A 24,079-nucleotide genomic window follows, 5' to 3' on the forward strand; every position below is an offset into this window, starting at 1 on the left:
CAATCACAAGCATATGAAAGCAATGCAGAGAGGGGGAGCCGCATGAAACGGAAATATGCGATATGCGGGGTCAGCAACAGGAGCCTGAAAATGTTTATCGGCCCGATGCTGAATACGTTCGCCGAACGGGCGGAGGTTGTCGGTCTGCTCGATATCGATCCGCGGCGCTTCGAGGTCTGCCGGCAGCGTTTCCCGGCACTCGGCGCTGTCCCGGTCTACGCGCCGGACGATTTTGACGCGATGGTCGCGGAAACCAGGCCGGATGTCATCATCGTAACGGGGCGGGACGATACGCATGCACGGTATACGATCCGCGCGCTGGAGCACGGCCTCGATGTGCTGACCGAGAAGCCGATGGCGACGACCGGGGCCGATTGCCGCCGGATCATGGAAGCCGAACGAAACAGCAGGGGGACCGTAACCGTCGCGTTCAATTACCGCTATTCCCCCATACACAGCCGGATCAAGGAGCTGGTGATGGAAGGCAGGGTCGGCCGGGTGACCTCCGTCGATCTTAACTGGTACATCGACACGTATCACGGGGCGAGCTATTTTAAAAGATGGAACCGCTTACGCAAGCATTCCGGCGGATTGTCCATTCATAAAAGCTCGCATCATTTCGATCTGGTGAACTGGTGGATCGATCAGCGGCCGGCGGAGGTGTTCGCGTTCGGGGCGCTCAACTATTTCGGGCCGGATGGCGAGCACAATCCGGAGCGGAAGGACGGACGCCACTGCGCGTCATGCGCCGACAAGCCGGACTGCCGTTACTATATGCGCTGGTCCTCGCGCGGCAAGGAACTTCACGTGCAGGACGATCACCTCGATGCGGCGGCCGCGGCGGAGCGGGCTCCCTACAGTGAGTACCGCGCCGACGCCTGTATTTTCGATTCGGAAATCGACATCGAGGATACGTATTCGGTCAGCGTCAGATACGGCGGCGGGGCGCTGCTCAGCTATTCCGTCAACTTCTCGCTGCCCTACGAAGGCTACCGGCTTGCCATCAACGGCACCCGCGGCCGAATCGAGACGATGGAATACCACGCTTCCGGCCGGGTGCCGTTCCCGGTGCCGGTGCAGACGATCGATTATTTCCCGCTGTTCGGCTCCAAGGAGACGATTCATGTCGTTCACCGGGAAGGCGGGCACGGCGGCGGCGATCCGGCGCTGCTCGAGGATGTCTTCCTCGGGCCGGATCCGAATCGGGCGTATCCCGTCCTGTCCGGCTCGGCGGACGGCGCGTATGCGGTCGGCATCGGCGAAGCGGTCTGGCGGTCGATCAAGGAGAAGCGTCCGGTCCGAATCGAGGATGTGCTGGAAGGAGGCGCGGCGTTTTGAGAACCGAAGCGGTACGAGTGCCGCGTGCTGCCGGCGGCCGGGCGTCCCGGATATGGGGCCGGCTGGTGAAAGGCCGCTATCTCTATATGATGGCGGCGCCGGGCCTCTTGTATTTCGCCCTGTTCAAATATTTGCCGATGTGGGGCGTACTCATCGCGTTCAAAGATTATTTGCCGTTTCGGGGCTTCTGGAATAGCCCGTGGGTGGGCTTCAAGCACTTCGACCGATTTTTTCACGATTCGGTATTCCGGGTGCTGTTCGAAAATACGCTGATCCTGGCCGTCTATAACATCGTCTTTTTCTTCCCCGTGCCGATTCTGATCGCGCTGATGCTGAACGAGATGCGGCTCGAGGGGCTGAAGCGGAGCATTCAGACGGCGATTTATATCCCGCATTTCGTCTCGTGGGTCGTGGTGGTCGGCATGGCGTATACCTTCTTCTCGACGGAAGGCGGCATTTTCACCAACATGCTGGTGCATGCGGGCTTCGGCGAGGTCAATTTTCTGATGTCGAACGAATGGTTCCGGCCGATGATTATCCTGGAATCGATCTGGAAGGAATCCGGCTGGGGGACGATCATTTTTCTCGCCGCGCTCTCCGGGGTCGATCCGACGCTGTACGAGGCCGCCAGAATGGACGGCGCCAGCCGGATCAGGCAGGTGTGGCACATTACGCTGCCGGCGATCCGCAGCACGATTGTCATTTTGTTTATTTTGCGGCTCGGATCGTTTCTGGACACCGGCTTCGAGCAAATTTTCCTGATGCTCAATTCCACGAACCGCGAAGTCGGCGAGGTGTTCGACACCTATGTGTATACGAACGGCGTCCAGCAGGGGCAGTTCAGCTTCAGCACCGCCGTCGGGCTGTTCAAATCGCTTGTCGGCCTGCTGCTCGTGGCGGCGGCTAACCGGCTTGCCAAGCGGTTCGGCGAACAGGGCGTTTATTAACGCGGAAAGGAGGCTGACTGAATCCATGGCTCGTACGTCTGCCGGTTCGCGCTTGTTCGATACCGTCAATGCCGGTATCCTGATTATTGTTGCGCTGGTCGCCATCATTCCGTTCCTCTTCGTGCTGTCGGGCTCGTTTACGGCTTCCGAAGAGCTGTTGAACCGGGGGGTCGTGCTTATCCCGACCAAATTCTCGCTGGACGGCTACCGGTACATTTTCTCGGCGGATACGATTTTGCGCAGTCTCGGCGTAACGGTCTTCATTACGGTCGCCGGAACGCTGATCAACCTGATCTTCACCACGCTGACCGCCTATCCGCTGGCGAGGAAGGAATTTTGGGGGCGCGGCCCCGTCATGCTGCTTATTTTGTTCACGATGCTGTTCAGCGGCGGCATGATTCCGACGTTTCTGGTCGTCAAGTCGCTCGGACTGCTGAACAGCTTCTGGTCGCTCCTGATTCCGAACGCGATCAGCGCGTTCAACCTGATCGTCCTGCGGAGTTTTTTCCTGCAGCTGCCGGACGGTCTCGAGGAATCGGCGAAAATCGACGGCTGCAACGATTTCCAGATTTTGCTGCGCATCGCGCTGCCGCTGTCGCTGCCCGCCCTGGCGACGTTCGCGTTATTTTATGCGGTCGGGCATTGGAACACGTTTTTCAACGCCATTCTGTACATCAACGACAATACCAAGTGGCCGATTCAGGTCTGGCTGCGGCAAATCGTCATTTTGTCGCAGGGCGGCGTCGGCGATTCGCAAAATATGGGCGCCGATTATGTCGTTCCGCCGGGCGAAGTGATCAAGATGGCGGTGATTGTCGTCTCGACCGTGCCGATTCTGCTCGTCTATCCGTTCCTGCAGAAGCATTTTGCTAAAGGCGTGCTGCTCGGCTCCGTCAAAGGGTAACCTTAAACGGAGAATAAGAGCAATCATATCGAAGATGAGAGGGGTTAGTTGGAATGGCAGTACGAGAGATAAGAAGAAAAGGTCTGCTGGCAGCGGGCGTACTGGGGCTTAGCTTGGTCACGGCTTGTTCGGGCGGAGGAGGCGGAGGATCGGATTCCGGACCTGACACCGCGGGCGCTCCCGCAAATTCCGGCTCTTCGACTTCGGCTCCGGTCGAAATTACGATGATGAACCAGTATTTAACCGCGGAGCCGCCGAAAATGGACAGCGAGCCGATGAAGCTGCTGCAGCAGTATACGAATTCGAAGCTGAACGTCACCTGGGTGCCAAGCTCCAGCTATAGCGAGAAGGTCACCGCTTCGATCGCCGTGGCCGGCGATCTCCCGATGCTGATGCTCGTGAAGGACGACCGCAACCCGGCGATCATCGAAGCCGCGCGGGCGGGCCAGTTCTGGGAGCTTGGGCCTTACCTGAAGGACTACCCGAACCTGAAGTCGCTCGATCCCGGACGGTTGTCGAACATATCCATCGACGGCAAAGTATACGGCATTTACCGCTGGCGCCCGATTGCCCGCAACGGCATTATCATCCGCAAAGATTGGCTCGACAATCTCGGCCTGCAGGAGCCCAAAACGCTTGACGAGCTGCTGAACGTGATGAAGAAATTCACGACGGACGATCCCGACAAGGACGGCAAAAACGATACGTTCGGCATCGCGTTCGACTCCAACAGCGCGCAGTTCAATCATTTCCTGTCCATTATGGGCGGACCGAACCTGTGGCAGTATCAGGACGGCAAAATGACGCCCGATTTTATGACGAAAGCATACATGGATACGCTCAAGCTGCTGCACCGGATGTATGTCGACAAGCTGTTCAACAGCGACTTCCCGGTCGTGAAGGACCGCACCACGCTCATTAATCAGGGCAAGGCGGGCGTCTACATCGGCGCCTATGACGACTTGAACGCACGGTTCACGGATTTGTACAAATCGAACCCGAACGCCAAGCTCGACACGGTGCCGAACATCAGCGGACCCGACGGCAAAATCCATGTCCAGGGCGGGACGGGCTACAACAGCGTATTCATGATTCCGAAGACGAGTGTCAAAACCGAGGATCAGCTCAGGCAGGTGCTGAGCTTTATCGACAAGCTCGGCGACCAGGACGTGCTGAACCTGATGACCTGGGGAATCGAAGGAAAGCATTATAAGGTGGAGAACGGCAAGGCCGTCCGCATCGACGAGCAGGTCTATACCGACGAAGTGTACAACACGCTGTTCCAGATGATGGTGTTCGACGGCAGCAAGGCGATGCCGGGCGAAATCGACCCGAGCGTCGCCAAGTTCAATCAGCTGATCAAGGATAACGAGCAGTACGCCGTTCCGGATCCGGCCCAAGCGCTCCTGTCCCCGACGGAAATGGAAAAGGGCACGCAGCTGGACCAGATTATTATGGACGCCAGGACGAAATTCATTATCGGAGAGATCGACGAGAAGGGCTTCCAGCAGGCGCTCGACAACTGGCGGAAATCCGGAGGCGACAAGGTCATTGCCGAATACGAGCAGGAGTACGCCAAAACGGCAAAACAATAAGCGAGACGGGGGAACCGGGCGGTTCTCCCGTTCTTTCGGACGGATGAACGCGAGTGGGGCGATGGTTTTTTTGCAGGCCGCTGTGCGATAATGAATGCGGCTAAACATCCCGGCATGATGAAAGAGTGACCGTCATGAAGCTCAACCTGTCCCGTTACCAAGTGAAGCTCGTCGCGCTGTGCCTGCTGATCGGCGTCATCCCCGTTACTGTGCTCGGCGTATTCTCGTACGTCAGGACGTCGAGCCTCATCGAACGCAAGGTGCTGCAGGGGAACGACCAGCTGCTGCTCCAGACGCAAACCCAGCTGGAGAATACGCTCAAGATCGTCGATTTCTCCATTTTTCAGCTGGCGAATTCCCAGGAGGTCAACGACGCGCTGCAAATCCGGATCGAGGCGAAGGATTTCCCCGTCGTCGACAAGCTGTCTGATATGCTCCAGCGCATCCAGATCTATGAGCTCGGCATCCGGGATATCCATCTGATCAATATTGCGCGACAGTGGGTCATTAACAACAGAGGATATGCCAGTCTGAACGATTTTGCCAAAGCGTACCCGCTGACCTCCCTGATGTCGTCGGATAAGCCTTACAAATGGCTGACGCTCGTATCGGGAGGTCAAGGCGGGGAGCCGCGGCATGCAAGCATTTACCTGGTGAAACGGTTTCCCAATTATTCGGCGAAGCCTTCCGGTTTGCTGGTCACGGAGATGTCGGATCAGGAGCTGTTCAAGCAGCTTCCGGCGAGCAGCGAGCTCGGTTCGGTGATCGTGCTCGATGAGCGGGGAGACAACATTACCGCAGGCCGCGATGCTGCGCTCGATCGGGCGCTGCGAAATTCGCCGCTGCCGGAGGAAATCCGCCAAAGCGAAGCGAGCAGCGGCTACCGGGTCGGGCGAATCGGTCAGGATCAGTACGGCTTCACGTTCCGCAAATCGGCGTATAACGGATGGACGTACCTGCTGATCGTATCGCTCGGCAGCATCAAGCGCGAATCGCAGGCGATCGGCTGGGCGACGGCCTGGGCCTGCGCGGTCATCATCGCCATCGTGGTCGTGCTATCGCTGCGCGGTGCCGGAAGGCTGTATTCGCCGCTGCGCCGCTTGTACCAGATGACGGCCGGTCCGGGCGAGGAGCCGGATCCGAAGCAGCCGAAGGACGAGTTCGCCGCGATCGAACGGAGGGTGGAAGCAATGTCCCGCAGCTATACGCATCTGAACGTCAGCATGGAGAAGCTGACAAGGCAGCTCAAGCCGGTCATTACCTTCAGGCTGGTGCAGGGCGGGCTGCCGGCCAAGGAAATCGACGAGCAGGTCCAGCTGTTCGGCTGCGCCCAGCCGTACCGCCGCCTTGCCGTCGCAATCATCCGGATCGATTCGCTGGAACGCACGCGGTATCTGGAAAGCGACCGCAGCCTGCTGCTCTTTGCGCTGAGCAATATCGTCGAGGAAACGGTGCCGCCCGAGCACCGGCTGTGCCCCGTCGTGATCGATCAGGCGCAGGTGACCGTTTTCCGCGGCAATCAGGAATCGCCGGAAGCGTTTAAGGCGTACCTGACGGCCGCGCTTCGGCAAATCCGGGACAATGCGAAGAGCTATCTCGGGCTGTCCGTCAGCGCGGGAATCAGCCGTCCTTACGAGGCTTATGCCGATACGCCGGCAGCTTACGCCGAAGGGCTCGATGCGCTGAAATACCGGATTACGCGCAATTCGGAAACCGTTTTCTTCCTCGAGGACGAGGAGCCGGGCGTGCAGATGGTGATGTTCCCCGAGCATCTGGAGAAGCAGCTGGTCGAGGCGGTCAAGTTTTCGGACGAGGGAAGGGCTTCCGCCCTGCTGAAAGAATTTCTGCACATTTTGTCCAACCGGGAACTGACGCACAACCAGATGCAGAACTGGCTGACGAAGCTGCTGCTCGATTTGCTGTACCTCGCGGAGCAGCCGGATGCGGCTTGTCCGCCGCTCGATACGAATGCGACCCCGCTGTACGAGCAGCTGAAACGGCTTCATACGCTGCCTGAAATCGAAACGTGGTTTATGCAGCGGATTGTCGAGCCGCTCATCCGGGCGGGCGAAGCGGGGAACGAAGCGCCGTACGACAAAATCGCCCAGGAAATCGTCCGGATGATCCGGAGCGAATACGACCGCGAGCTGACGCTGGAGGAGTGCGCATCCCGGCTCAATTATCATCCGAGCTACATCAGGCGGGCGCTGAAAAAGAGTTTGAATACCAATTTTACCGACTGTCTGCTCGCGTACCGGATGGAGATCGCTAAGCGATGGCTGACCGATACGGAGATGAAGATCGCCGATATGTCCCGGAAGCTGCAGTACAACAACCCGCAAAATTTTATCCGGTATTTCAAGAAGTCGACCGGCATGACGCCCGGGCAGTTCAGGGAAAACAGCGGCGGCGGTTGAAAGGAAATCATTTTAGGACGATGAAGGAGGAACGTTCCTTGAGACCCGATTACGCGGATTTATCGTATTTGCATTTGGACGGTTCGCTGACGCAGGCGGCTGGCGCCGCCGGCAATGACGAGCTGGAGGCGGCGGCGAACTCGCAGGTGCTCCAGGCCGGGGAAATCAAGTCGCCTGTCGTGATCGAATCGATCGAGCTGCTGTTAAATAACGGGCTTTATTTTGTGCGTTCGCGGTCGAAGGACGGCTCGGAAGGCGTGGCGGTGGCCAGCGAACGGGCCGAATATTTGCATCCGCTGCTGAAACGGCTGATCATCCCGTATTTTATCGGCAAGGACGCCCGTGATCTGGAGAAGCTGCTCGACGGCGTCTATGTGCATGAGAGCAACTACAAGCTGGCGGGGCTGGCGCTGTGGTGCTGCATCTCCTGGGTGGAAGCGAGCCTGCTGGACATGCTCGGCCGGATTGCCGGCAAGCCGGTCGGCGAGCTGCTCGGCGGCGTCATTCGCAGCGAGGTGCCCTTCTATGTGGCAAGCGGCAACCGGGGAACGACACCCGAGGAGGAAATCGAGGTGCTGCAGCGGAAACTGGAGGAAACCGGCGCCAAGGCGATCAAGTTCAAAGTCGGCGGCCGGATGAGCAAAAATGCCGATTCGATAGCCGGACGGTCCGAAGGGCTCATTTATTTGACGCGGCGGGCGTTTGGCGACGGCATGGCGATTCATGCCGATGGAAACGGTTCCTACGACCCGCCCGAAGCGGTCCGGTACGGCAAAATGCTGGAGGAAATCGGCGCCTTTTTCTATGAGGAGCCCTGCCCGTTCGATCATCTGGAGGAAACGAAGGAGGTCGCGGACGCCCTGACGATTCCGCTGGCGTTCGGCGAGCAGGAGACGAGCATGAGACGCTTCAAATGGATTGTCGCGAACGGTGCCGCCCAGGTTCTGCAGCCGGATCTGCAGTATAACGGAGGATTCATCCGAACGACCCGCGTCGCCAGGATGGCGGCGCTGAAGGGAATGGCCGTAACCCCGCACCTGTCGAGCGGCTTCGGCTACGTGTACGTGCTTCATTTCGCCTCCTATATTCCGAATATCGGAAAATATCAGGAGTGCAAGACGGGAGTCCGGGACACCGGGTATTTGCTCGCGCCGCCGATGGAGGTGAAGGACGGCTTTATGAAAGCGCCTTCCGGACCGGGCCTCGGTCTCGATGCCGCCGAAGTGAACCGTGTGCTCCGCAAAGCTTGTGCAATCTAAGCCGCCATCAGGGGGAATCTACGCATTCCCCCTGGGCATTCGCACATGCTTCCCATGGCCGTTATCCTGTAAGCCGATTAAAGGAAGCCGCTGCCGCCACAAAACGTTGAGAGGGGAACAAGAACCGTGTGGAATCCGGATCGTTTTCTCGAGCAAGTGAATCGCGATAAAACTCCGGCTTATGCGTTCAAGCCCGGCGCACCGGAGGAATGGCTGGAATGGCGGGACGCGCTCGCCGAGGAGCTGAAGCGCGTCCTCGCGATGCCTTCCGGGGAAAATGCCGATTTGGCGCCGGAGCTTCTGGAACGAAAAGACTGCGGAGATTATATGCGAGAGCATATCGTGCTCCGGACGGCTCCGCATTTATCCATGCCTGCTTATGTACTCTTGCCCAAACGTTTCGCGCCGCCCTATCCGGCTGTAATCGCATGTCCCGGCCACGGCTACGGCTACAAAGCGCTTGTCGGGCTGGAGCCGGACGGAAGCGTGCGGCTGGGAGAGCCGGGAATCTACAAGGATTACCCGATCGAACTCGCGAGACGCGGCTTTCTCGTTATCGTGCCCGAGCTGCTCGGCCTCGGGGACCGCAGGCTGGAGCAGGACCGCGACAAGGAGCCGAAGGCGAACTCGTGCTTCCTGCTGGCGATGAATTTGCTGATGGCCGGCAAAACGCTTGCCGGTTACCGGGTGCATGAGCTGATGCGCTGCGCCGATTATTTGTCGGCACGCGGCGATGTCGCGGCGGACCGGATCGGCTGCATGGGCTTCTCCGGCGGGGCGCTTGTCAGCGCCTTGACGGCTGCGCTCGATCGGCGGATCCGGGCGGCCGTCATCAGCGGCTACAGCAATACGTTTGAAGACAGCATTTTGGCAAGCCCGCACTGCGCGGACAACTACATCCCGGGGCTGCTGCGGCTCGCGGACATGCCGGATATTTGGGGATTAATCGCGCCCCGGCCGCTGCTCATCGAATCCGGGGAGGGGGACGGCGGCTTCCCGGTCGCAGGCGCGCGCAAAGCGATTGCCCGGCTGGAAACGATCTATCGCACGGCGCAGGCAGAGGCGAATCTGGAGAAGGACATCCATCCGGGCAAACACGAGGTTTCGGGCAAAATCGCATACGACTGGCTGCAGAGGCACCTGGCGTAGAACGATGATTGGTAAGCAATCGGGAATCTATATCACGAGTATATCATCAATGGATACACATGCATGTATATCCAAATTCTTATCGATGACATAGAAATCAATCTATATTACAGTTAGGTATGGTGAATGAGATGCAGGAGAACATCGCATTCATTTCATAACCTTTTTTACTCCTCCGGTGTTTGAGAGTCATCGGAGGCCTCTTTGACCCCTGCCGCGAACGGCAAGGGGTTCTTTTTGTTTGCCATACGGTCTGAAGGGCGAAGAAATATTCGATTCATGAAATGCCGTGAGATGGTAAAATGGTACTCACGAGATTCGTTAAAAATGGTTGAAGGTATTCATCATACTTTTTACGCGGAGGGAAAATCGAATGATCGGCGAATTGTTTTCGGCGGCCCGGTCGGGTAACGCCGGCCGGTTGAAGGAACTGCTCGAATCGGACCCGGCGCTGGCGAACGCGGAAAATGCCGACGGTCTGACGCCGCTTGGGTTCGCGTCGCATTTCGGTCAAGCGGAGGCCGTTCGGGTGCTGCTGCAATACGGCGCGGATGTGAATGCCGTATCTCATTCCAAAATCGGCTATATTCCGTCCAATACCGCCCTGCATGCCGCCATTGCGGGCGAGCGGAACCGAGATGTCATCCGGCTGCTGCTTGCGCATGGCGCACGGACGAGCCTGTTCGACAGCAGCGGCTACACGTGTTTGCATACCGCCGCTTTTCACATTTTGCAATTGCTGATCGAGCATGGCGCGGATGTGAATGCCCGTGCCGGCGGGGGAGGTACGCCGCTCGCCATCGCAAATGAGCGGGGAAACCTTAAGGCTGCGGCATTTCTAAAACAGCATGCCGCGGTTTAAGCCGTGCTGCCAAAGGGAAAAAAACGGACCCAAGAACGGACGAGCGCACCCGCGAAGAACAGGCGGCGGACAACAGATGAAACGACCGGATGACAGATTATTGCCGCGTAAATCGCGGCTTTTTTCATTGAAGCGGGTTGCCAATCGATGGCCGATTATTTTATAGTAGCATTCAAAAGATGTTTCATAATGAAACAGCAGCCGAGGTGCAATCGGAATGAAAATGAAGGTTTTGGCGATCGCTCCCTACGTCGGGCTGCGCGATCTGCTGCTCGAAATGGTGCGGGAGGAAGACGCAATCCGCATGGACGCGGAAGTTGCGGATTTGCAGGAAGCTGTACCCATGGCGCGACTTGCAGAAGAGCGCGGTTACCATATCGTCGTCAGCCGCGGCGGCACCGCGAGGCTGATCCGCCGCCATACGTCTCTTCCGGTGGTCGATATTCCGGTATCCGGGTACGATATTTTGCGGGTTTTGACGCTCGTCCGGGACTCAAACTCCAACGTGGCGATCATTGGTTTTCCGAACATATGCAAAGCGGTAGCCGAAGTGTCGGGTCTATTGAAGTTTGAAATCCCGACGTTTACCATCGATCATCGGTCGGAATTGGAAGCCGCCCTGAATCAAGCGTTTGAGGCCGGCGCGAAAATCGTCCTCGGCGATGTCGTTACGGTTCGCGCCACGCAGGATAGGGGCTATCACGGCATTTTGATCACTTCGGGACGGGAATCCGTAAGCGATATGTTCCGGGAAGTGCGCCGGGTGTTTGACGTATACCGGCAGGGGCGTGAAAAGTGGACGTTTTTCCGGTCGATCCTGGACAGCGATGCACGAGCCGTATTTGCTTTGGACCGGGACAAAAACGTGCTGTTTATGAATAAAGCGGCGGGCGGTCTGGTCGGAACGAGCCCGGATGAAAACGGCAGCGGCGGCAGCCTGCAATTGCAATTTCCGGCCCTGTATAAGCTGATCGAACAAGCGGAAGCGGCGCCGGGTTTCGACGGACGGCTGCTTCAATTCCTTCATGTAAAGGAACGTCAATATAAAGTCAGCGTCTCGGCACCTGAAGGCGAAAGCGATTTTCAATACTTCGTGAGCCTCGATTCCATCGAAAGCTGGAGAAACGAACGGAGATTCGCGGCCTATATGCCTTCCCGTCTCGTTTCCTTCCATCAGCTGGTCGGATCCAGCGCGCTGCTGAAGAAAACGGTGTCCCGAGCGCGAAAGTATGCCCAAACCGACCGGAATGTCTGGATTTCGGGGGAATACGGGGCGGGCAAATCGCTGTTTGCCCAGGCGATCCATTCCGCGAGCAAACGGCATGATCGGGGATTTTACGCCATTCCGTGCGGCGAAATGACGGAAGAAGAATTGGACGCGCTGCTAAAGGGCACCCTAGAAGATCTAAGTCTTCCGGAAACAGGCTTCTCCGGCACGCTGTATCTCAATCAGGTGGACCGGCTGGACCGCGAGGCTCAAGCGAAATGGCTGTCGTTTATTATCCGCAATAAGAGCATCCGTTTTCTGGCGTCCTCTTCAACGACATGGAACCGGCTGAAAAGCAGGGCCGATTTCAACCCGGAGCTCATTTCCGCGCTCGGCGAGCTGCATATTACGGTACCGCCGCTGAGAGAACGGATGGAGGACCTGGAGGAAATCGTAACGGTCATGATTGCGGCTTATAATTCTCAATCCGGCAAGCAAATCGTAGGCTTTCGCGAAGCGGCCATGGACGAGCTGGCGCGGTATGGGTGGTCCGGGAATTTGCGCGAGCTTAAAAACGCCCTGGATGAAATGCTCATTTTAACCAAAGGGAATTATGTGGAACCTCAAGATGCGGCGGCCGTAATCGAACGATACAGGCATTCATCAAGTCCGAACGTCCCCGGCGCTGCCGCGCAAATCGATTTGAGCGGCACGATGGAAGAGATTGAACGGCGAATCATTCAGCATGTTCTTCAAGAGGAGGGGATGAACCAGTCGAAGGCGTGTAAAAGATTGGGCATCAACCGCACGACACTTTGGAGAAAGCTGAATAAATCGTTGAAAAATGAAACATAACATCCGTTGTTTATTTGGTTATTCCTCTTTATAATGAAAACCGCAGCGCTTAACATACAGGTTTTGTGTTTTAAAATGAAACGAAAATAACGGGGGTTAACAACATGAGAATCAAGGCAACCATTGAACGCATCCCTGGCGGTATGATGATTATCCCTTTGCTGTTCGGGGCAATCGTAAACACATTGTTTCCGGACATTCCCAAGACGTTCGGCTCGTTCACAGGCGCACTCATGACCGGGGCGCTTCCGATCCTCGCCGTCTTTTATGTTTGCATGGGCGCGACGATCGATTTTAAAGCAACACCGTATATTTTGAAAAAGGGCGGAACGCTCCTCATCACCAAAATCGGTACCGCCATCGTCGTCGGTTTCATTGCCGGAAAGTTTCTCGGTAACGGCATGATTGAAAGCGGATTATTCGCCGGGCTTTCCGTGCTTGCGATTGTTGCCGCGATGAATGATACGAACGGCGGGCTTTATATGGCGCTGATGGGGCAATTCGGAAAGAAGGAGGACGTCGGCGCCTACTCGATTATGAGCCTGGAATCCGGACCGTTCCTCACGATGGTAACGCTTGGCGTCACCGGCTTGGCCGCTTTTCCTTGGCAAACCTTGGTCGGCGCGATTCTGCCGCTCATCATCGGGATGATTCTCGGTAATCTGGACCGGGATCTTCGCGAGTTTTTATCGAAGGCGGTTCCGGTGCTCGTTCCCTTCTTCGCTTTCGCCCTCGGGGCCGGGCTCAATCTCGGTAACGTATGGAAAGCCGGCCTTCTGGGCGTGCTGCTCGGAGTCGCGGTGGTCGTCATCACCGGGCTCACGCTCTTCACGACGGACCGGCTGACAGGCGGAAACGGCGTCGCGGGCTTGGCCGCGGCAACCACGGCCGGCAATGCGGCCGGTGTTCCCGCTGCGGTCGCGGCTGCGAACGCGGTATACGCTCCGCTCGTCCCGTCGGCGACCGCCCTCGTTGCATCCTGCGTTATCGTAACGGCGATTCTGGCGCCGATCGTCACGGCTTGGTGGGCGAAGTCGCGCGGGATTAAGGCAAGCTGAATCCACAAAATCTTAAGTCCCGGGCTGCACGGGACTTCCCTTTTTTTCACAAGGAGGCACGTATTTTGGAACGAATTTCAGTGATTGCAGACGATTTGACCGGCGCTTCGGACGCCGGCGTGCAATTTGCCCGAAACGGGCTCAGGACGCAAGTGATTTTCGATTGGACGTCGATCCGTAATGACGGCAGCGAACCGGAGGTTTTCGTCGTGGATACGGACAGCCGTTCCATACCGGGCGAACGGGCTTACGAACGGGCGCGAAGCGCCGCGCATTCCTTAAAGGAGCATGGGTTCGACCGGGTTTATAAGAAGATGGATTCGACGCTTCGGGGCAATCTTGGGCAGGAAATCGCCGGCGTCATGGATGCCTTCGGCTTCGAGGCGGCTTTTATCGCGCCCGCGTTTCCGAGAATCGGCCGAACGACCGTAAACGGCATTCATTATTTGAACGGGATTCCGATTCACGAGACGGAAATCGCGAGAGACCCGAAAACGCCGGTGCCGGATTCGGACATCGCGCGCATTCTCCGCCAGCAATCGGGACAAGCTTGCGGCCGTATCGCGCTTTCCTTGCTTCGCGAGGGCCCGGATGCGGTAAGCCGATCTATTGAGTCCGCCATACGGGACCATACGCGTTGGTTCGTCTTCGATGCCGAAAACGACGACGATCTGAAGCTGATCGCCGCACTTCTTCCATCCTTCGGAACCAAGGTTCTTTGGGCCGGATCCGCAGGCTTGGCGGAGTTTTTGTTCGTCAGCCGTTCGCAGCGGGAGCCCGGTCAGCCGGCAGCCGTTCGTCCTGCCGCCAAAGGCCCCGTCATGCTGGTGGCCGGCAGCATTTCCAACGTTACGCGCGAGCAAGTCGCCGAGGTGAACCGGCACGCCGAAGTGACGGCCGTGGAGATGAATCCGCTCGCCGCTGTCGACTTTTCCGAAGAGCGTTCGCAAGAAATCGAACGGTGCATCGCGATATTGCAGGATGCCTTTGGACGCGGGGGCGAAGTTTCCTTGTTTTCGGGTTCATCGCCGGAGCAGGTCAAAGCGGCAAAAGAAAAAGGAGCCCTGCTCGGCCTGGAAGCTTCGGAAGTATCCAACCGGATCGCGGAAACGTTGGGCATTATCGCGGGCCGGGCCGTTTCCGCCGCGCCGGTGAAAGGGCTTGTCCTGACCGGCGGGGATACGGCCAAGGCGGTTTGCAAAACGCTTGGGGTCCATGGCATCGAGCTGATTCAAGAAGTGGAGCCGGGTATTCCTTACGGTATATTGCAGGGAGGAGCCCGTTTGGCCACGGTAACGAAAGCCGGCGCTTTTGGAAACAAGATGTCCTTATATCATGCCATGCAGTTTATTCACCAGCAGGAAGGGGAGCGGCAACAATGATCAAGCCGGTCATCGGCATTACGATGGGAGACGGGGCGGGCGTCGGCCCCGAAATTATAATGAAGGCGCTTGGGGATCGGGCCGTCTATGAAGGCTGCCGTCCATTCGTCATCGGGGACGCGGGCCTGTTGGAGAGGGCGGGGCAGGTGGTCCGGAGTCCGCTGCGCATTCGTTCGATCGCGTCCCTCGCGGAGGCGGAGTACGATTACGGCACCGTGGACTGCCTGGACCTGAAGCTGCTCCCGGCGGATCTGCCCTTCGGGCGGGTATCGCCCGAGGCGGGACATGCGGCTTTCATGTTCTTGAAGCGGGCGATTGAATTGGCAAATGAAGGGCAAATCGATGCCATTTGCACGGCTCCCTTGAATAAAGAAGCGCTGCATAAGAGCGGCCATAAGTACCCGGGGCATACCGAAATTTTGGCCGATTTAACGGGCACGCAGGATTACGCCATGATGCTCTCGGCGCCTAAGCTGAAGGTCATTCACGTGACGACGCACGTCGGTCTCATCGATGCGGTCCGGAGGATTACCCCCGAGCGCGTGTACAATGTGATCCGCATGGCCCACGAAACGCTGCAGAAGGCAGGCTATGCGAGCCCGCGCATTGCCGTATGCGGCATTAACCCTCACGCAGGAGAAAACGGTTTGTTCGGCTACGGCGAAGAAGAGGAGAAAATCGTGCCGGCGGTCGAGCGCGCGCAGCAGGAAGGCATCCAGGTACAAGGGCCTCTCCCGGCGGATACGCTCTTTTTCCGGACGACAAGAGGGGATTTCGACATTGTGGTCGCCATGTACCACGATCAGGGGCATGGTCCCATTAAAGTGCTCGGATTGGAAGCGGGAGTCAATATTACGGTAGGACTGCCGATTATCCGGACGAGCGTCGATCACGGAACGGCATTCGATATTGCGGGCAAAGGCATTGCAGACGAGCAGAGCATGAAGGAAGCCTTGCGCCAGGCGATCGAATTGGCTCCGAAGCGCAGCAAGTAACCTTTTTGGGCGGAACCCCCCTTTCCGGATGGATGGGGGGGTTTTTTGTGATCATTTGTGCGGTTTGAGCAGCGTCAGAACGAGATGGAAGGCTTTATTTTCCCACGGGTCGCCCGACATTTCGGCATTGTCCTCACCGGAGGGGACGAATACGGCCGATAAGAATGGGCGACCGATTTTGGCTGGACGCTTTTTCGGACTTCTGCTATCATTACATTATAATATAGAATCAAGTTTTATATTATAGAACATGAGAAAAGGCTGATTATCGTGCCCATCATCCAGGCTTTGGACCGCTCCTTGAAAATTATCGATCTGTTCGACGAGCAGAACCGGGAACTGAAAATTACCGACATCAGCCGGCAGATGAACCTGCACAAAAGCACGGTTCATTCCTTGCTCAAGACGCTGCAGCTGCACGGTTATATCGATCAGGACGAGGAAACGGGCAAATACCGGCTCGGCATCCGGCTTGTGGAGAAAGGCCAGCTGGTGCTGCAGGGCTTGGATATCCGCCAGGCGGCGAAGCCGCATCTGCACAGGCTTTCCGAGCAATCGGGGCAGACGGCTCATCTGGTCGTGCTGGACCGGGCGGAAGGCGTCTATATCGACAAGGTGGAGGGCGACAAAGCCGTGATCCGCTATTCGCGGATCGGCCGCCGCGTTTCGCTGCACAGCAGCGCGGTCGGCAAAGTGCTCGCGGCGTTTCAGCCGCCGGAGACGCTGGCCAGGCTTCTGGAGGGCTACGTTTACAGCCGTCTGACGCCGAATACGATCGGCAGCGAACGGGAGTTCTTGGCGGAAATCGAACGCGTACGGGCGAGCGGAATCGCTTATGACAACGAGGAGAACGAGCCGGGCGTCCGCTGCGCCGCCGCGCCGATACTCGATCATAACGGCCACGCCGCCGCCGCGATCAGCATTTCCACGCTGCTCTCCCATGTCGACGACGCGATGATGGAACGATGCGTCGAACTGCTGCTGGAGGAGACGGGCCGCATCTCGGCCCAGCTTGGCTACCGCCGCAGAGGCTGATTCGAGGAGTGCCGGCGGTTATCGAATTGGTAACCGCTTTCACATAGCATTCATCAAAACATCGTATTATACGATCGGACGAGAGGAAGGATTGTATGCGCATTATTCGTTTTCTGGAGGGTGCGGCGCCCGTTCTCGCGGCTTTGACCGACGACAACCGGGTATACCCGCTGCCCGATTCCGATTTTATGGCACTGGTCCGGCGCGCGTCGCAGGATGGGCGGACCGTATTGGAAACGGTGAGCCGCCACGTTGCCGGTTCCTCGGCCTCGGACGCGGACTTCGCTTCGCTGAAGCTGACGGTGCCGCTTGATGCTCCCGAGGTTTGGGCGGCCGGCGTTACGTACCAGCGCAGCAGGGAAGCGCGCAATTACGAGGCGACGGGCGGACGGCTGGACGCTTCGACCTTCTATGATAAAGTGTACGACGCCGAGCGTCCGGAGCTGTTCATGAAATCGACGGCCGCGCGCACGGTCGGCCCGGACTGCGACGTCTGCCTGCGCAGCGATTCCTCCTGGCAGGTGCCCGAGCCCGAGCTTGCGCTGGTGCTGGACAGCAGCGGCGGCATTATCGGCTATACGATCGGCAACGACATGAGCTGCCGCGATATCGAAGGCGAGAATCCGCTCTACCTGCCGCAGGCGAAGGTTTGGCGGCAGTCCTGCTCGATCGGCCCGGCGATCCGGCTCGCGGAAACGGTGGACGATCCGTACAGCCTTACCATTACATGCCGGATTTATCGCGGCGGCGAGAAGGTCGTCGAGGAATCGGCAAGCACGGGCCAGCTGAAGCGGAAGCTGGAGGAGCTGGTATCCTATTTGGCGAAGGACAACGTGCTGTTCGAAGGTACCGTCCTGTTGACGGGAACCTGCATTGTTCCGCCCAACCAGTTTACGCTTGCGGACGGCGACCGGATCGAGATCGACATTACAGGCATTGGCACGCTGACGAACACGGCGGTTGCCCAGAAATAAGCGTTGTTCCCTCAATTTCCGTCTTGATTTCATTTTTCATTATTTGGAAAGGGTTGATACGATGAGCACTGCAATCGAGCCGAAAACGTACGGCAACTACATCGGAGGAGAGTGGAAAGCGCCGACCGGAGGCGGACGTATCGCAAGCATCAATCCGGCCCGCAAAAGCGAAATCGTCGGCTATGTTCCCGATTCGCAGACCGGCGATTTGAACGAGGCGGTCGAAGCGGCGGAGGCGGCGCGGCGTTCCTGGCGGAAGCTGGCCGGTTCGCAGCGCGGCGCGCTGCTGTTCAAGGCTGCGGATGCGCTGGAGCGCCGGCTCGACGAGATCGGCGAGACGATGGCGCGGGAGATGGGCAAAACGTTTCCCGAAGCGAAAGGCGAGACGGCCCGCGGCGTGGCGATTCTTCGCTACTATGCGGGAGAAGGCATGCGCAGGATCGGCGATGTCATCCCGTCGACCGACGCGGAAGCGTTTATGTTTACGACCCGCGCCCCGCTGGGGGTCGTGGGTGTCATTTCCCCGTGGAACTTCCCGGTCGCCATTCCGATCTGGAAAATGGCGCCGGCACTCATTTACGGCAATACCGTCGTCTGGAAGCCGGCGACGGAGACCGCGGTGACGGCGGCCAAAATCGCGGAATGCTTCGATGAAGCGGGCCTGCCGGCCGGCGTGCTGAATATGGTCATCGGCAGCGGCCGCACGGTCGGGAACGGCATCGCGTCCCATCGCGGTATTCACGGCGTCACGTTCACCGGCTCCAACGAGGTCGGCAAGCAGATCGGCCAAACCGCCTTGGCGCGCGGCGCGAAATATCAGCTCGAGATGGGCGGAAAAAATCCGATCGTCATCGCGGCGGACGCCGATCTCGACCTTGCCGTCGAAGCAACGATCAGCGGCGGCCTGCGGTCGACCGGCCAGAAATGCACGGCGACGAGCCGCGTTATCGTCGTCCGCGACGTTTACGAAGCGTTCAAGGAAAAGCTTGTGAAGCAGGTCGCGGCGCTTAAGGTGGGCGACGGCCTGGACGCCTCGACATGGCTTGGGCCTTGCGCCAACGAGAAGCAGATGGAGACGGTGCTGTCCTACATTAACAAGGGCAAAGAGGAAGGGGCCGTGCTGCTTTGCGGCGGAACCCGTCCGGACGACGCCGCCCTGGCGGACGGCTTCTATGTGACGCCTGCCGTTTTCGATCAAGTGAAGAGCGGGATGGCGATTGCGCAGGAGGAAATTTTCGGGCCGGTGCTTACGCTGATCGAGGCCGCCGATTTCGAGGAAGCGATCCAGCTCGCGAACGATACGGAATTCGGCCTGAGCGCATCGATTTACACGCGGGATATCGGCAATGTGCTGTCGTTCGTGCACGATATGGAGGCGGGCCTTGTCCGCGTCAATGCCGAGACGGCGGGCGTGGAGCTGCAGGCGCCGTTCGGCGGCATGAAGCAGTCGAGCTCGCATTCGAGAGAGCAGGGGCAGGCGGCGATCGAATTCTATACGTCCGTCAAAACGGTGTTTATCAAGCCGTAACCAGTTGACGATCGGAACGAGGGCGGAGTGACAAGCCATAGCTTGGAACTGCCGCCCGATCTTTTCACTAACATTCGGGAGGTTCAGCATGGACCCGAGCTTTGAACGTATCATGGGCAATCAAGACCGCCATTTTCAAGTGCAAACACATGCGCCCGGGCCGCAGGGTTCGCTGCCGCTGACGCCGGAGCTGCTGCGCGAGGCGCCGAGCGGCGATCTGTTCGGCTGGTCGCAGAACGTCGGAATGGGCTGGAGCCCGGGCCGCCTGCTCGGCAGGCAGGTGCTCGTCCTCGGCACGCAGGGAGGTATCCGGAACGAGGACGGCTCTCCGGCCGCGCTCGGCTACCATACCGGCCATTGGGAGGTCGGCCTCCTGATGAAGGCGGCCGCAGAAGAAATTACCGGGGCCGGCGGCATCCCGTTCGCCGGCTACGTAAGCGACCCTTGCGACGGCCGTTCCCAAGGGACGACCGGCATGTTCGACTCGCTCCCGTACCGCAACGATGCCGCGATCGTGATGCGGCGGCTGATCCGCTCGCTGCCGACTCGCTCGGCGGTAGTGGGCGTCGCCACCTGCGACAAGGGGCTGCCTGCGATGACGATCGCGCTCGCCGGCATGCGCAATCTGCCGGTCGTCGTCGTCCCCGGCGGCGTTACGCTGCCGCCGATGCAGGGCGAAGACGCCGGCAAGGTGCAGACGATCGGCGCGCGCTACGCGAACGGCGAGCTGTCGCTGGAGGAAGCGGCCGATCTCGGCTGCCGGGCATGCGCCTCTCCCGGTGGCGGGTGCCAGTTCCTGGGCACCGCCGGCACCGCGCAGGTCGTGGCCGAAGCGCTCGGCCTGACGGTCCCGCATGCGGCGCTTGCGCCGTCCGGGCAGCCGGTCTGGACCGAGATGGCCCGCCAATCGGCGCGCGCCGCGCTGCATATGGCCGAAGCGGGGCTCACCTCCGCATCGGTATTGACGGACGCCGCGATCCGCAATGCGATGGTCGTGCACGCCGCGTTCGGCGGCTCGACGAACCTGCTGCTCCATATTCCCGCCATCGCTCACGCCGCCGGCCTGAAGGTGCCGAATGCTCACGATTGGGCGGAAATCAACCGGGCGGTTCCGCGTCTGGTCAGCGTGCTTCCGAACGGGCCGGAATATTTCCCGACCGTCATGGTGTTTCTCGCAGGCGGCGTGCCCGAAGTGATGCTTCATTTGCGAAAGCTCGGGCTGCTCGACGTGAATGCGCTTACCGTAACCGGCCAGCCGCTCGGCGCCGTGCTCGACTGGTGGGAAGGCTCGGAGCGGCGCAGCCAAATGCGCCGTTTCCTGCAGGAGTCCGAAGGCATCAATCCGGACGACGTGATCCGCAGCCCGGAATATGCCCGCGCCTCGGGCATGACGTCCACGGTGACGTTCCCGGTGGGGAATATCGCGCCGGAAGGCTCGGTGATCAAATCGGCCGCGATCGATCCGTCCGTCGTCGACGAGCACGGCGTCTTCCGGCATATCGGCAGGGCGAAGGTGTTTACGACCGAACGGGCGGCGACCCGCGCGATCAAGACCGGCGGCATCGCGGAAGGCGACGTGCTGGCGCTGATCGGCAGAGGTCCGCTCGGCACCGGCATGGAGGAGACGTATCAGCTCACGTCCGCGCTGAAGCATCTTTCCTTCGGCAAGCATGTTACCCTGATCACCGACGCCCGCTTCTCCGGTGTTTCGACCGGTGCCTGCATCGGCCATATCGGTCCGGAAGCGCTCGCCGGCGGTCCGGTCGGCAAGCTGCGCGACGGCGATTGGATCGACATCCGCATCGATACGCGAAAGCTGGAGGCGACGATCCATATGGTCGGGAGCGGCGAAAGGCCGGGCACGCCCGAACAGGGGGCGGCCGAGCTTGAAGCGCGCGGCCCGCACCCGATGATGGCCGCCGACCCGGATCTTCCGGACGACACCCGGCTGTGGGCGGCGCTCCAATCGGTGAGCGGGGGGACCTGGAAGGGCTGCGTCTACGATACGGACCTGATCATCCGCACGCTGGAGGCCGGTCGTCGCGCGCTTGCGCAGGAGGAAGCGAAATCGTAGCAGCCGCGCGATTCGGAGCGCTGCGCAGCGGCCCGCTTGCCGGAGCTGTTGTTTGCCGCCCCGGGCGGGATGGCTTCGGCGCAGGCGGCACCGCTGGCCGCAGCGGCTTTTCCGCAAGAGACGATAACGATAGGAGTTTTACCCATGAATCATTACCGGTTTCAGTTATCCGGCGCGGATCTGGCGCTGCAGCCAACCGTACTGGAAATTCCTTTGACGGAAAACGAATACAGCGGCCTTCTGCAGCTGCAGGGAACCGGCGGTACACTGGCGGCGGCAGGCGAGGGGACCGGTGCGGTTCTCGCCTGCCAGCTGTCCGCAGCCGACCTTCACGGCACGCCGCGCGACGGGCTGGCGCGCAAATATTCGCTGTTTGTGTTTCTGCAGGACGTTCCCGTCTCCGGCGACGAGCACGCTTTTATCGTCGGGCGGCATGAAGCATTTGACGCGGCGGATCCGAAGGCAGGCGTCGAAATGGTCCATCAGCCGGAGAACGCCAGGGTGCTCATCCGCATCGGCGGCAAACTGTTCACCCGGTACTTATATTCGAAAGATTTGATGAAGCCTTATTTCTACCCGATGATCGGCCCCCGCGAGAAGACGCTCGTCCAGGACGGTCCGGACGATCATCTGCACCATCACGGCATGTGGTGGGGACATGATCAGGTGAACGGGCATCCGGTTTACCACGAATTCGCCGACGAAGGACGGCAGGTGCACAGCCGGTTTCTCCATTTGAAGGGCGGACCGGTATTCGGCCAGCTTTCGGTCTGCATCGACTGGCTCACGAGCCGGGGCGAGCGGCTGCTGCAGGAGGTCCGGACGATGCGAATTTTCAATTTGCCTCCCGAGCAGCGATACGTGGATGTCCACAGCGAGCTGATTGCCCCGGAATCCGCGGTTGAATTCGGCCCGACCAAGGAAGGCGGCTTTCCGTTCATCCGGGTCAATGAGCAGCTGAGCGCTTTTTTCACCGGAACGATTACCGCCTCGAGCGGGAAGCGGGGCGAAGGCGCCATTTTCGGTACGGAAGCGGATTGGGTCGATTACAGCGGCAAAATCGTCGATGTGTCGTGGCCGGACGGCAAGCCTCATCGTCAGCTGATCGACGCCGGGATCGCCATGATGGTGCATCCGGATTTCCGGGCGTTCTCCACCAAATGGTTCGTGCGGGATTCGGGCGCCTTCACGCCTTCGAATTTCCATTTTTGGGGAGGACATACGCTCCCGGCAGGCGAGAGGCTCGGATTCCGGCAGCGAATTTATTTGCATCTGGGCGACGTGACCGAGAGCAGAGTTAAAGAACGGTATCAAGAATACGCGAACCCCGTGAAAGTAAGGTGGAATGAATCTTGAAGCAGCCTGTTACATTCGGTCTGATCGGCGGCTCCGGGTTCCGGGCGCAATATTTTATGCGCATCGCGCAGGCGCTGCCCGACCGGTTCCGCGTGGGCGGCATGCTGGTGCGGGACGAGGCCAAAGGCAAGGAAATGGAAAACATGTGGAACGTGCCGACCTACCGGACGCTCGAAGCGATGCTGGAGAACGACCGGCCCGCTTTTGTCGTCCTGTCCGTAGGCGGATCGGCGATGGCGGATTATTTGCTCCGGCTGGCCGACATCGGCATTCCGGTTTTGGCGGAGACGCCGCCGGCCCAGAATCTGGAAGGTCTCGTCATGCTGCATGAAAAGCTGACGCGGCGCGGCGCGCGGATTCAGGTCGCCGAGCAGTATCAATTTCATCCGCTGAACGAGGCGAGACTGGCCGTCATCCGCGAAGGCTGGCTCGGAGAGATCACGCAGGCTACCGTATCGATTTCCCATATGTATCACGGCGTCAGCCTGCTGCGGAGAATGCTCGGCATCGGCTTCGAGGACGTGATGATACGCGGCATGCGCTTCGAGTCCGACTGGCTGGCCGGCCCGAATCGCAGCGGCCCGCCGACAGAGGAGAAAATCGTCACGTCGCGGCGCGATTTGGCATGGCTCGATTTTGGCGGCAAGCTGGGCATTTACGATTTTACGGGCGACCAGCACCGGTCCTGGATCCGGTCGAACCATTTGTCCGTCCGCGGCGTGCGCGGCGAAATATTCGACCTGCGTTTGAGCCTGCTGCACGATTACAAAACGGCCCGTCCGCTCGAATTCAAACGGATCAACAAGGGCGAATGGGAAAATCCCGAAGGCTATTTCCTGCAGGGCATCATGGCGGGAGACCAATGGGTCTACGAAAATCCGTTCATTCCGGGCCGGCTCTACGACGACGAAATCGCGATCGCGTCCTGCCTGGAGAAAATGGCCGATTACGCTGCGGGAGGCCCCGAATTTTACGGGCTGCCGGATGCGTCCCAGGATTGCTACCTCGGTTATTTGATCGAGCAGGCCATTCGGACCGGAGAAACCGTGTCGTCCGTTCGCCAGCCGTGGGCGGAGAAGTAAAGCGAATGTCAAGGCAGCCGCATGCCGTTCTGCTGCATCGCATGCAGCGGCAATTATCCTGA

General features: G+C 59.2%; 18 protein-coding genes. All 18 read left to right on the plus strand.

Annotated features, from left to right (window positions below; all coding sequences use genetic code 11):
* The first annotated feature begins 42 nt into the window (after positions 1-42).
* The 18 genes from PD282_RS08610 to PD282_RS08695 all read left to right on the plus strand — a co-directional run bounded on the left by PD282_RS08610 (position 43) and on the right by PD282_RS08695 (position 24,017).
* Positions 43-1,338, plus strand: a complete 1,296-nt coding sequence (locus PD282_RS08610; RefSeq protein ID WP_274650121.1) for a Gfo/Idh/MocA family protein — start codon at positions 43-45, stop codon at positions 1,336-1,338.
* A gap of 86 nt (positions 1,339-1,424) precedes the next feature.
* A complete protein-coding gene (locus tag PD282_RS08615; RefSeq protein ID WP_420832349.1) occupies positions 1,425-2,285 on the plus strand; it encodes an ABC transporter permease in 861 nt (286 codons plus the stop codon).
* A 25-nt stretch (positions 2,286-2,310) separates the two neighbouring features.
* Positions 2,311-3,189 carry a carbohydrate ABC transporter permease gene (locus tag PD282_RS08620; protein ID WP_274650123.1) on the plus strand — a complete coding sequence of 293 codons (879 nt, stop codon included), beginning with the start codon at positions 2,311-2,313 and terminating at the stop codon, positions 3,187-3,189.
* 53 nt (positions 3,190-3,242) lie between these two features.
* Positions 3,243-4,784 carry an extracellular solute-binding protein gene (locus PD282_RS08625; protein WP_274650125.1) on the plus strand — a complete coding sequence of 514 codons (1,542 nt, stop codon included), beginning with the start codon at positions 3,243-3,245 and terminating at the stop codon, positions 4,782-4,784.
* Between the two features lie 134 nt (positions 4,785-4,918).
* Positions 4,919-7,201 carry a helix-turn-helix domain-containing protein gene (locus PD282_RS08630; RefSeq protein ID WP_274650127.1) on the plus strand — a complete coding sequence of 761 codons (2,283 nt, stop codon included), beginning with the start codon at positions 4,919-4,921 and terminating at the stop codon, positions 7,199-7,201.
* Positions 7,202-7,239: 38 nt separating this feature from the next.
* Positions 7,240-8,460 carry a mandelate racemase/muconate lactonizing enzyme family protein gene (locus PD282_RS08635; RefSeq protein WP_274650129.1) on the plus strand — a complete coding sequence of 407 codons (1,221 nt, stop codon included), beginning with the start codon at positions 7,240-7,242 and terminating at the stop codon, positions 8,458-8,460.
* Positions 8,461-8,586: 126 nt separating this feature from the next.
* The gene (locus tag PD282_RS08640) at positions 8,587-9,609 is read left to right on the plus strand and encodes a dienelactone hydrolase family protein (RefSeq protein WP_274650131.1); all 1,023 of its coding nucleotides are present in this window, start codon (positions 8,587-8,589) and stop codon (positions 9,607-9,609) included.
* 373 nt (positions 9,610-9,982) lie between these two features.
* Positions 9,983-10,471 (plus strand): ankyrin repeat domain-containing protein, encoded by a 489-nt coding sequence (locus tag PD282_RS08645; protein ID WP_274650133.1) that lies wholly within the window; start codon positions 9,983-9,985, stop codon positions 10,469-10,471.
* 217 nt (positions 10,472-10,688) lie between these two features.
* Entirely contained in the window at positions 10,689-12,533 is a 1,845-nt protein-coding gene (locus tag PD282_RS08650; RefSeq protein WP_274650135.1) for a sigma-54-dependent Fis family transcriptional regulator, read from the plus strand.
* A 104-nt stretch (positions 12,534-12,637) separates the two neighbouring features.
* A complete protein-coding gene (locus tag PD282_RS08655; protein WP_274650136.1) occupies positions 12,638-13,591 on the plus strand; it encodes a 2-keto-3-deoxygluconate permease in 954 nt (317 codons plus the stop codon).
* Between the two features lie 65 nt (positions 13,592-13,656).
* Positions 13,657-14,973, plus strand: coding sequence for a four-carbon acid sugar kinase family protein (locus PD282_RS08660; RefSeq protein ID WP_274650137.1), 1,317 nt, complete (start codon positions 13,657-13,659; stop codon positions 14,971-14,973).
* Positions 14,970-15,968, plus strand: coding sequence for a 4-hydroxythreonine-4-phosphate dehydrogenase PdxA (gene pdxA, locus PD282_RS08665; RefSeq protein ID WP_274650139.1), 999 nt, complete (start codon positions 14,970-14,972; stop codon positions 15,966-15,968). The genes PD282_RS08660 and pdxA overlap by 4 nt, the downstream gene beginning before the upstream one ends.
* Positions 15,969-16,238: 270 nt before the next feature.
* On the plus strand, positions 16,239-17,003 hold the full coding sequence (locus PD282_RS08670; protein WP_274650141.1) for an IclR family transcriptional regulator: 765 nt from the start codon (positions 16,239-16,241) through the stop codon (positions 17,001-17,003).
* 95 nt (positions 17,004-17,098) lie between these two features.
* Positions 17,099-17,977 carry a fumarylacetoacetate hydrolase family protein gene (locus PD282_RS08675; protein WP_274650143.1) on the plus strand — a complete coding sequence of 293 codons (879 nt, stop codon included), beginning with the start codon at positions 17,099-17,101 and terminating at the stop codon, positions 17,975-17,977.
* Positions 17,978-18,038: 61 nt separating this feature from the next.
* A complete protein-coding gene (gucD, locus tag PD282_RS08680; protein WP_274650145.1) occupies positions 18,039-19,505 on the plus strand; it encodes an alpha-ketoglutaric semialdehyde dehydrogenase GucD in 1,467 nt (488 codons plus the stop codon).
* 88 nt (positions 19,506-19,593) lie between these two features.
* Positions 19,594-21,579: a YjhG/YagF family D-xylonate dehydratase gene (locus PD282_RS08685; protein WP_274650147.1), complete on the plus strand. Its 1,986-nt coding sequence runs from the start codon at positions 19,594-19,596 to the stop codon at positions 21,577-21,579.
* Positions 21,580-21,723: 144 nt separating this feature from the next.
* Complete coding sequence (locus PD282_RS08690) at positions 21,724-22,935, plus strand: DUF6807 domain-containing protein (RefSeq protein ID WP_274650149.1); 1,212 nt, start codon at positions 21,724-21,726, stop codon at positions 22,933-22,935.
* Positions 22,932-24,017 (plus strand): Gfo/Idh/MocA family protein, encoded by a 1,086-nt coding sequence (locus PD282_RS08695; protein ID WP_274650151.1) that lies wholly within the window; start codon positions 22,932-22,934, stop codon positions 24,015-24,017. Before PD282_RS08690 ends, PD282_RS08695 begins: the two co-directional genes overlap by 4 nt.
* Positions 24,018-24,079: the final 62 nt, after the last annotated feature.

Origin of the sequence: Paenibacillus humicola (assembly GCF_028826105.1) — a bacterium.
In the GTDB taxonomy this organism is placed as follows: domain Bacteria; phylum Bacillota; class Bacilli; order Paenibacillales; family Paenibacillaceae; genus Paenibacillus_Z; species Paenibacillus_Z humicola.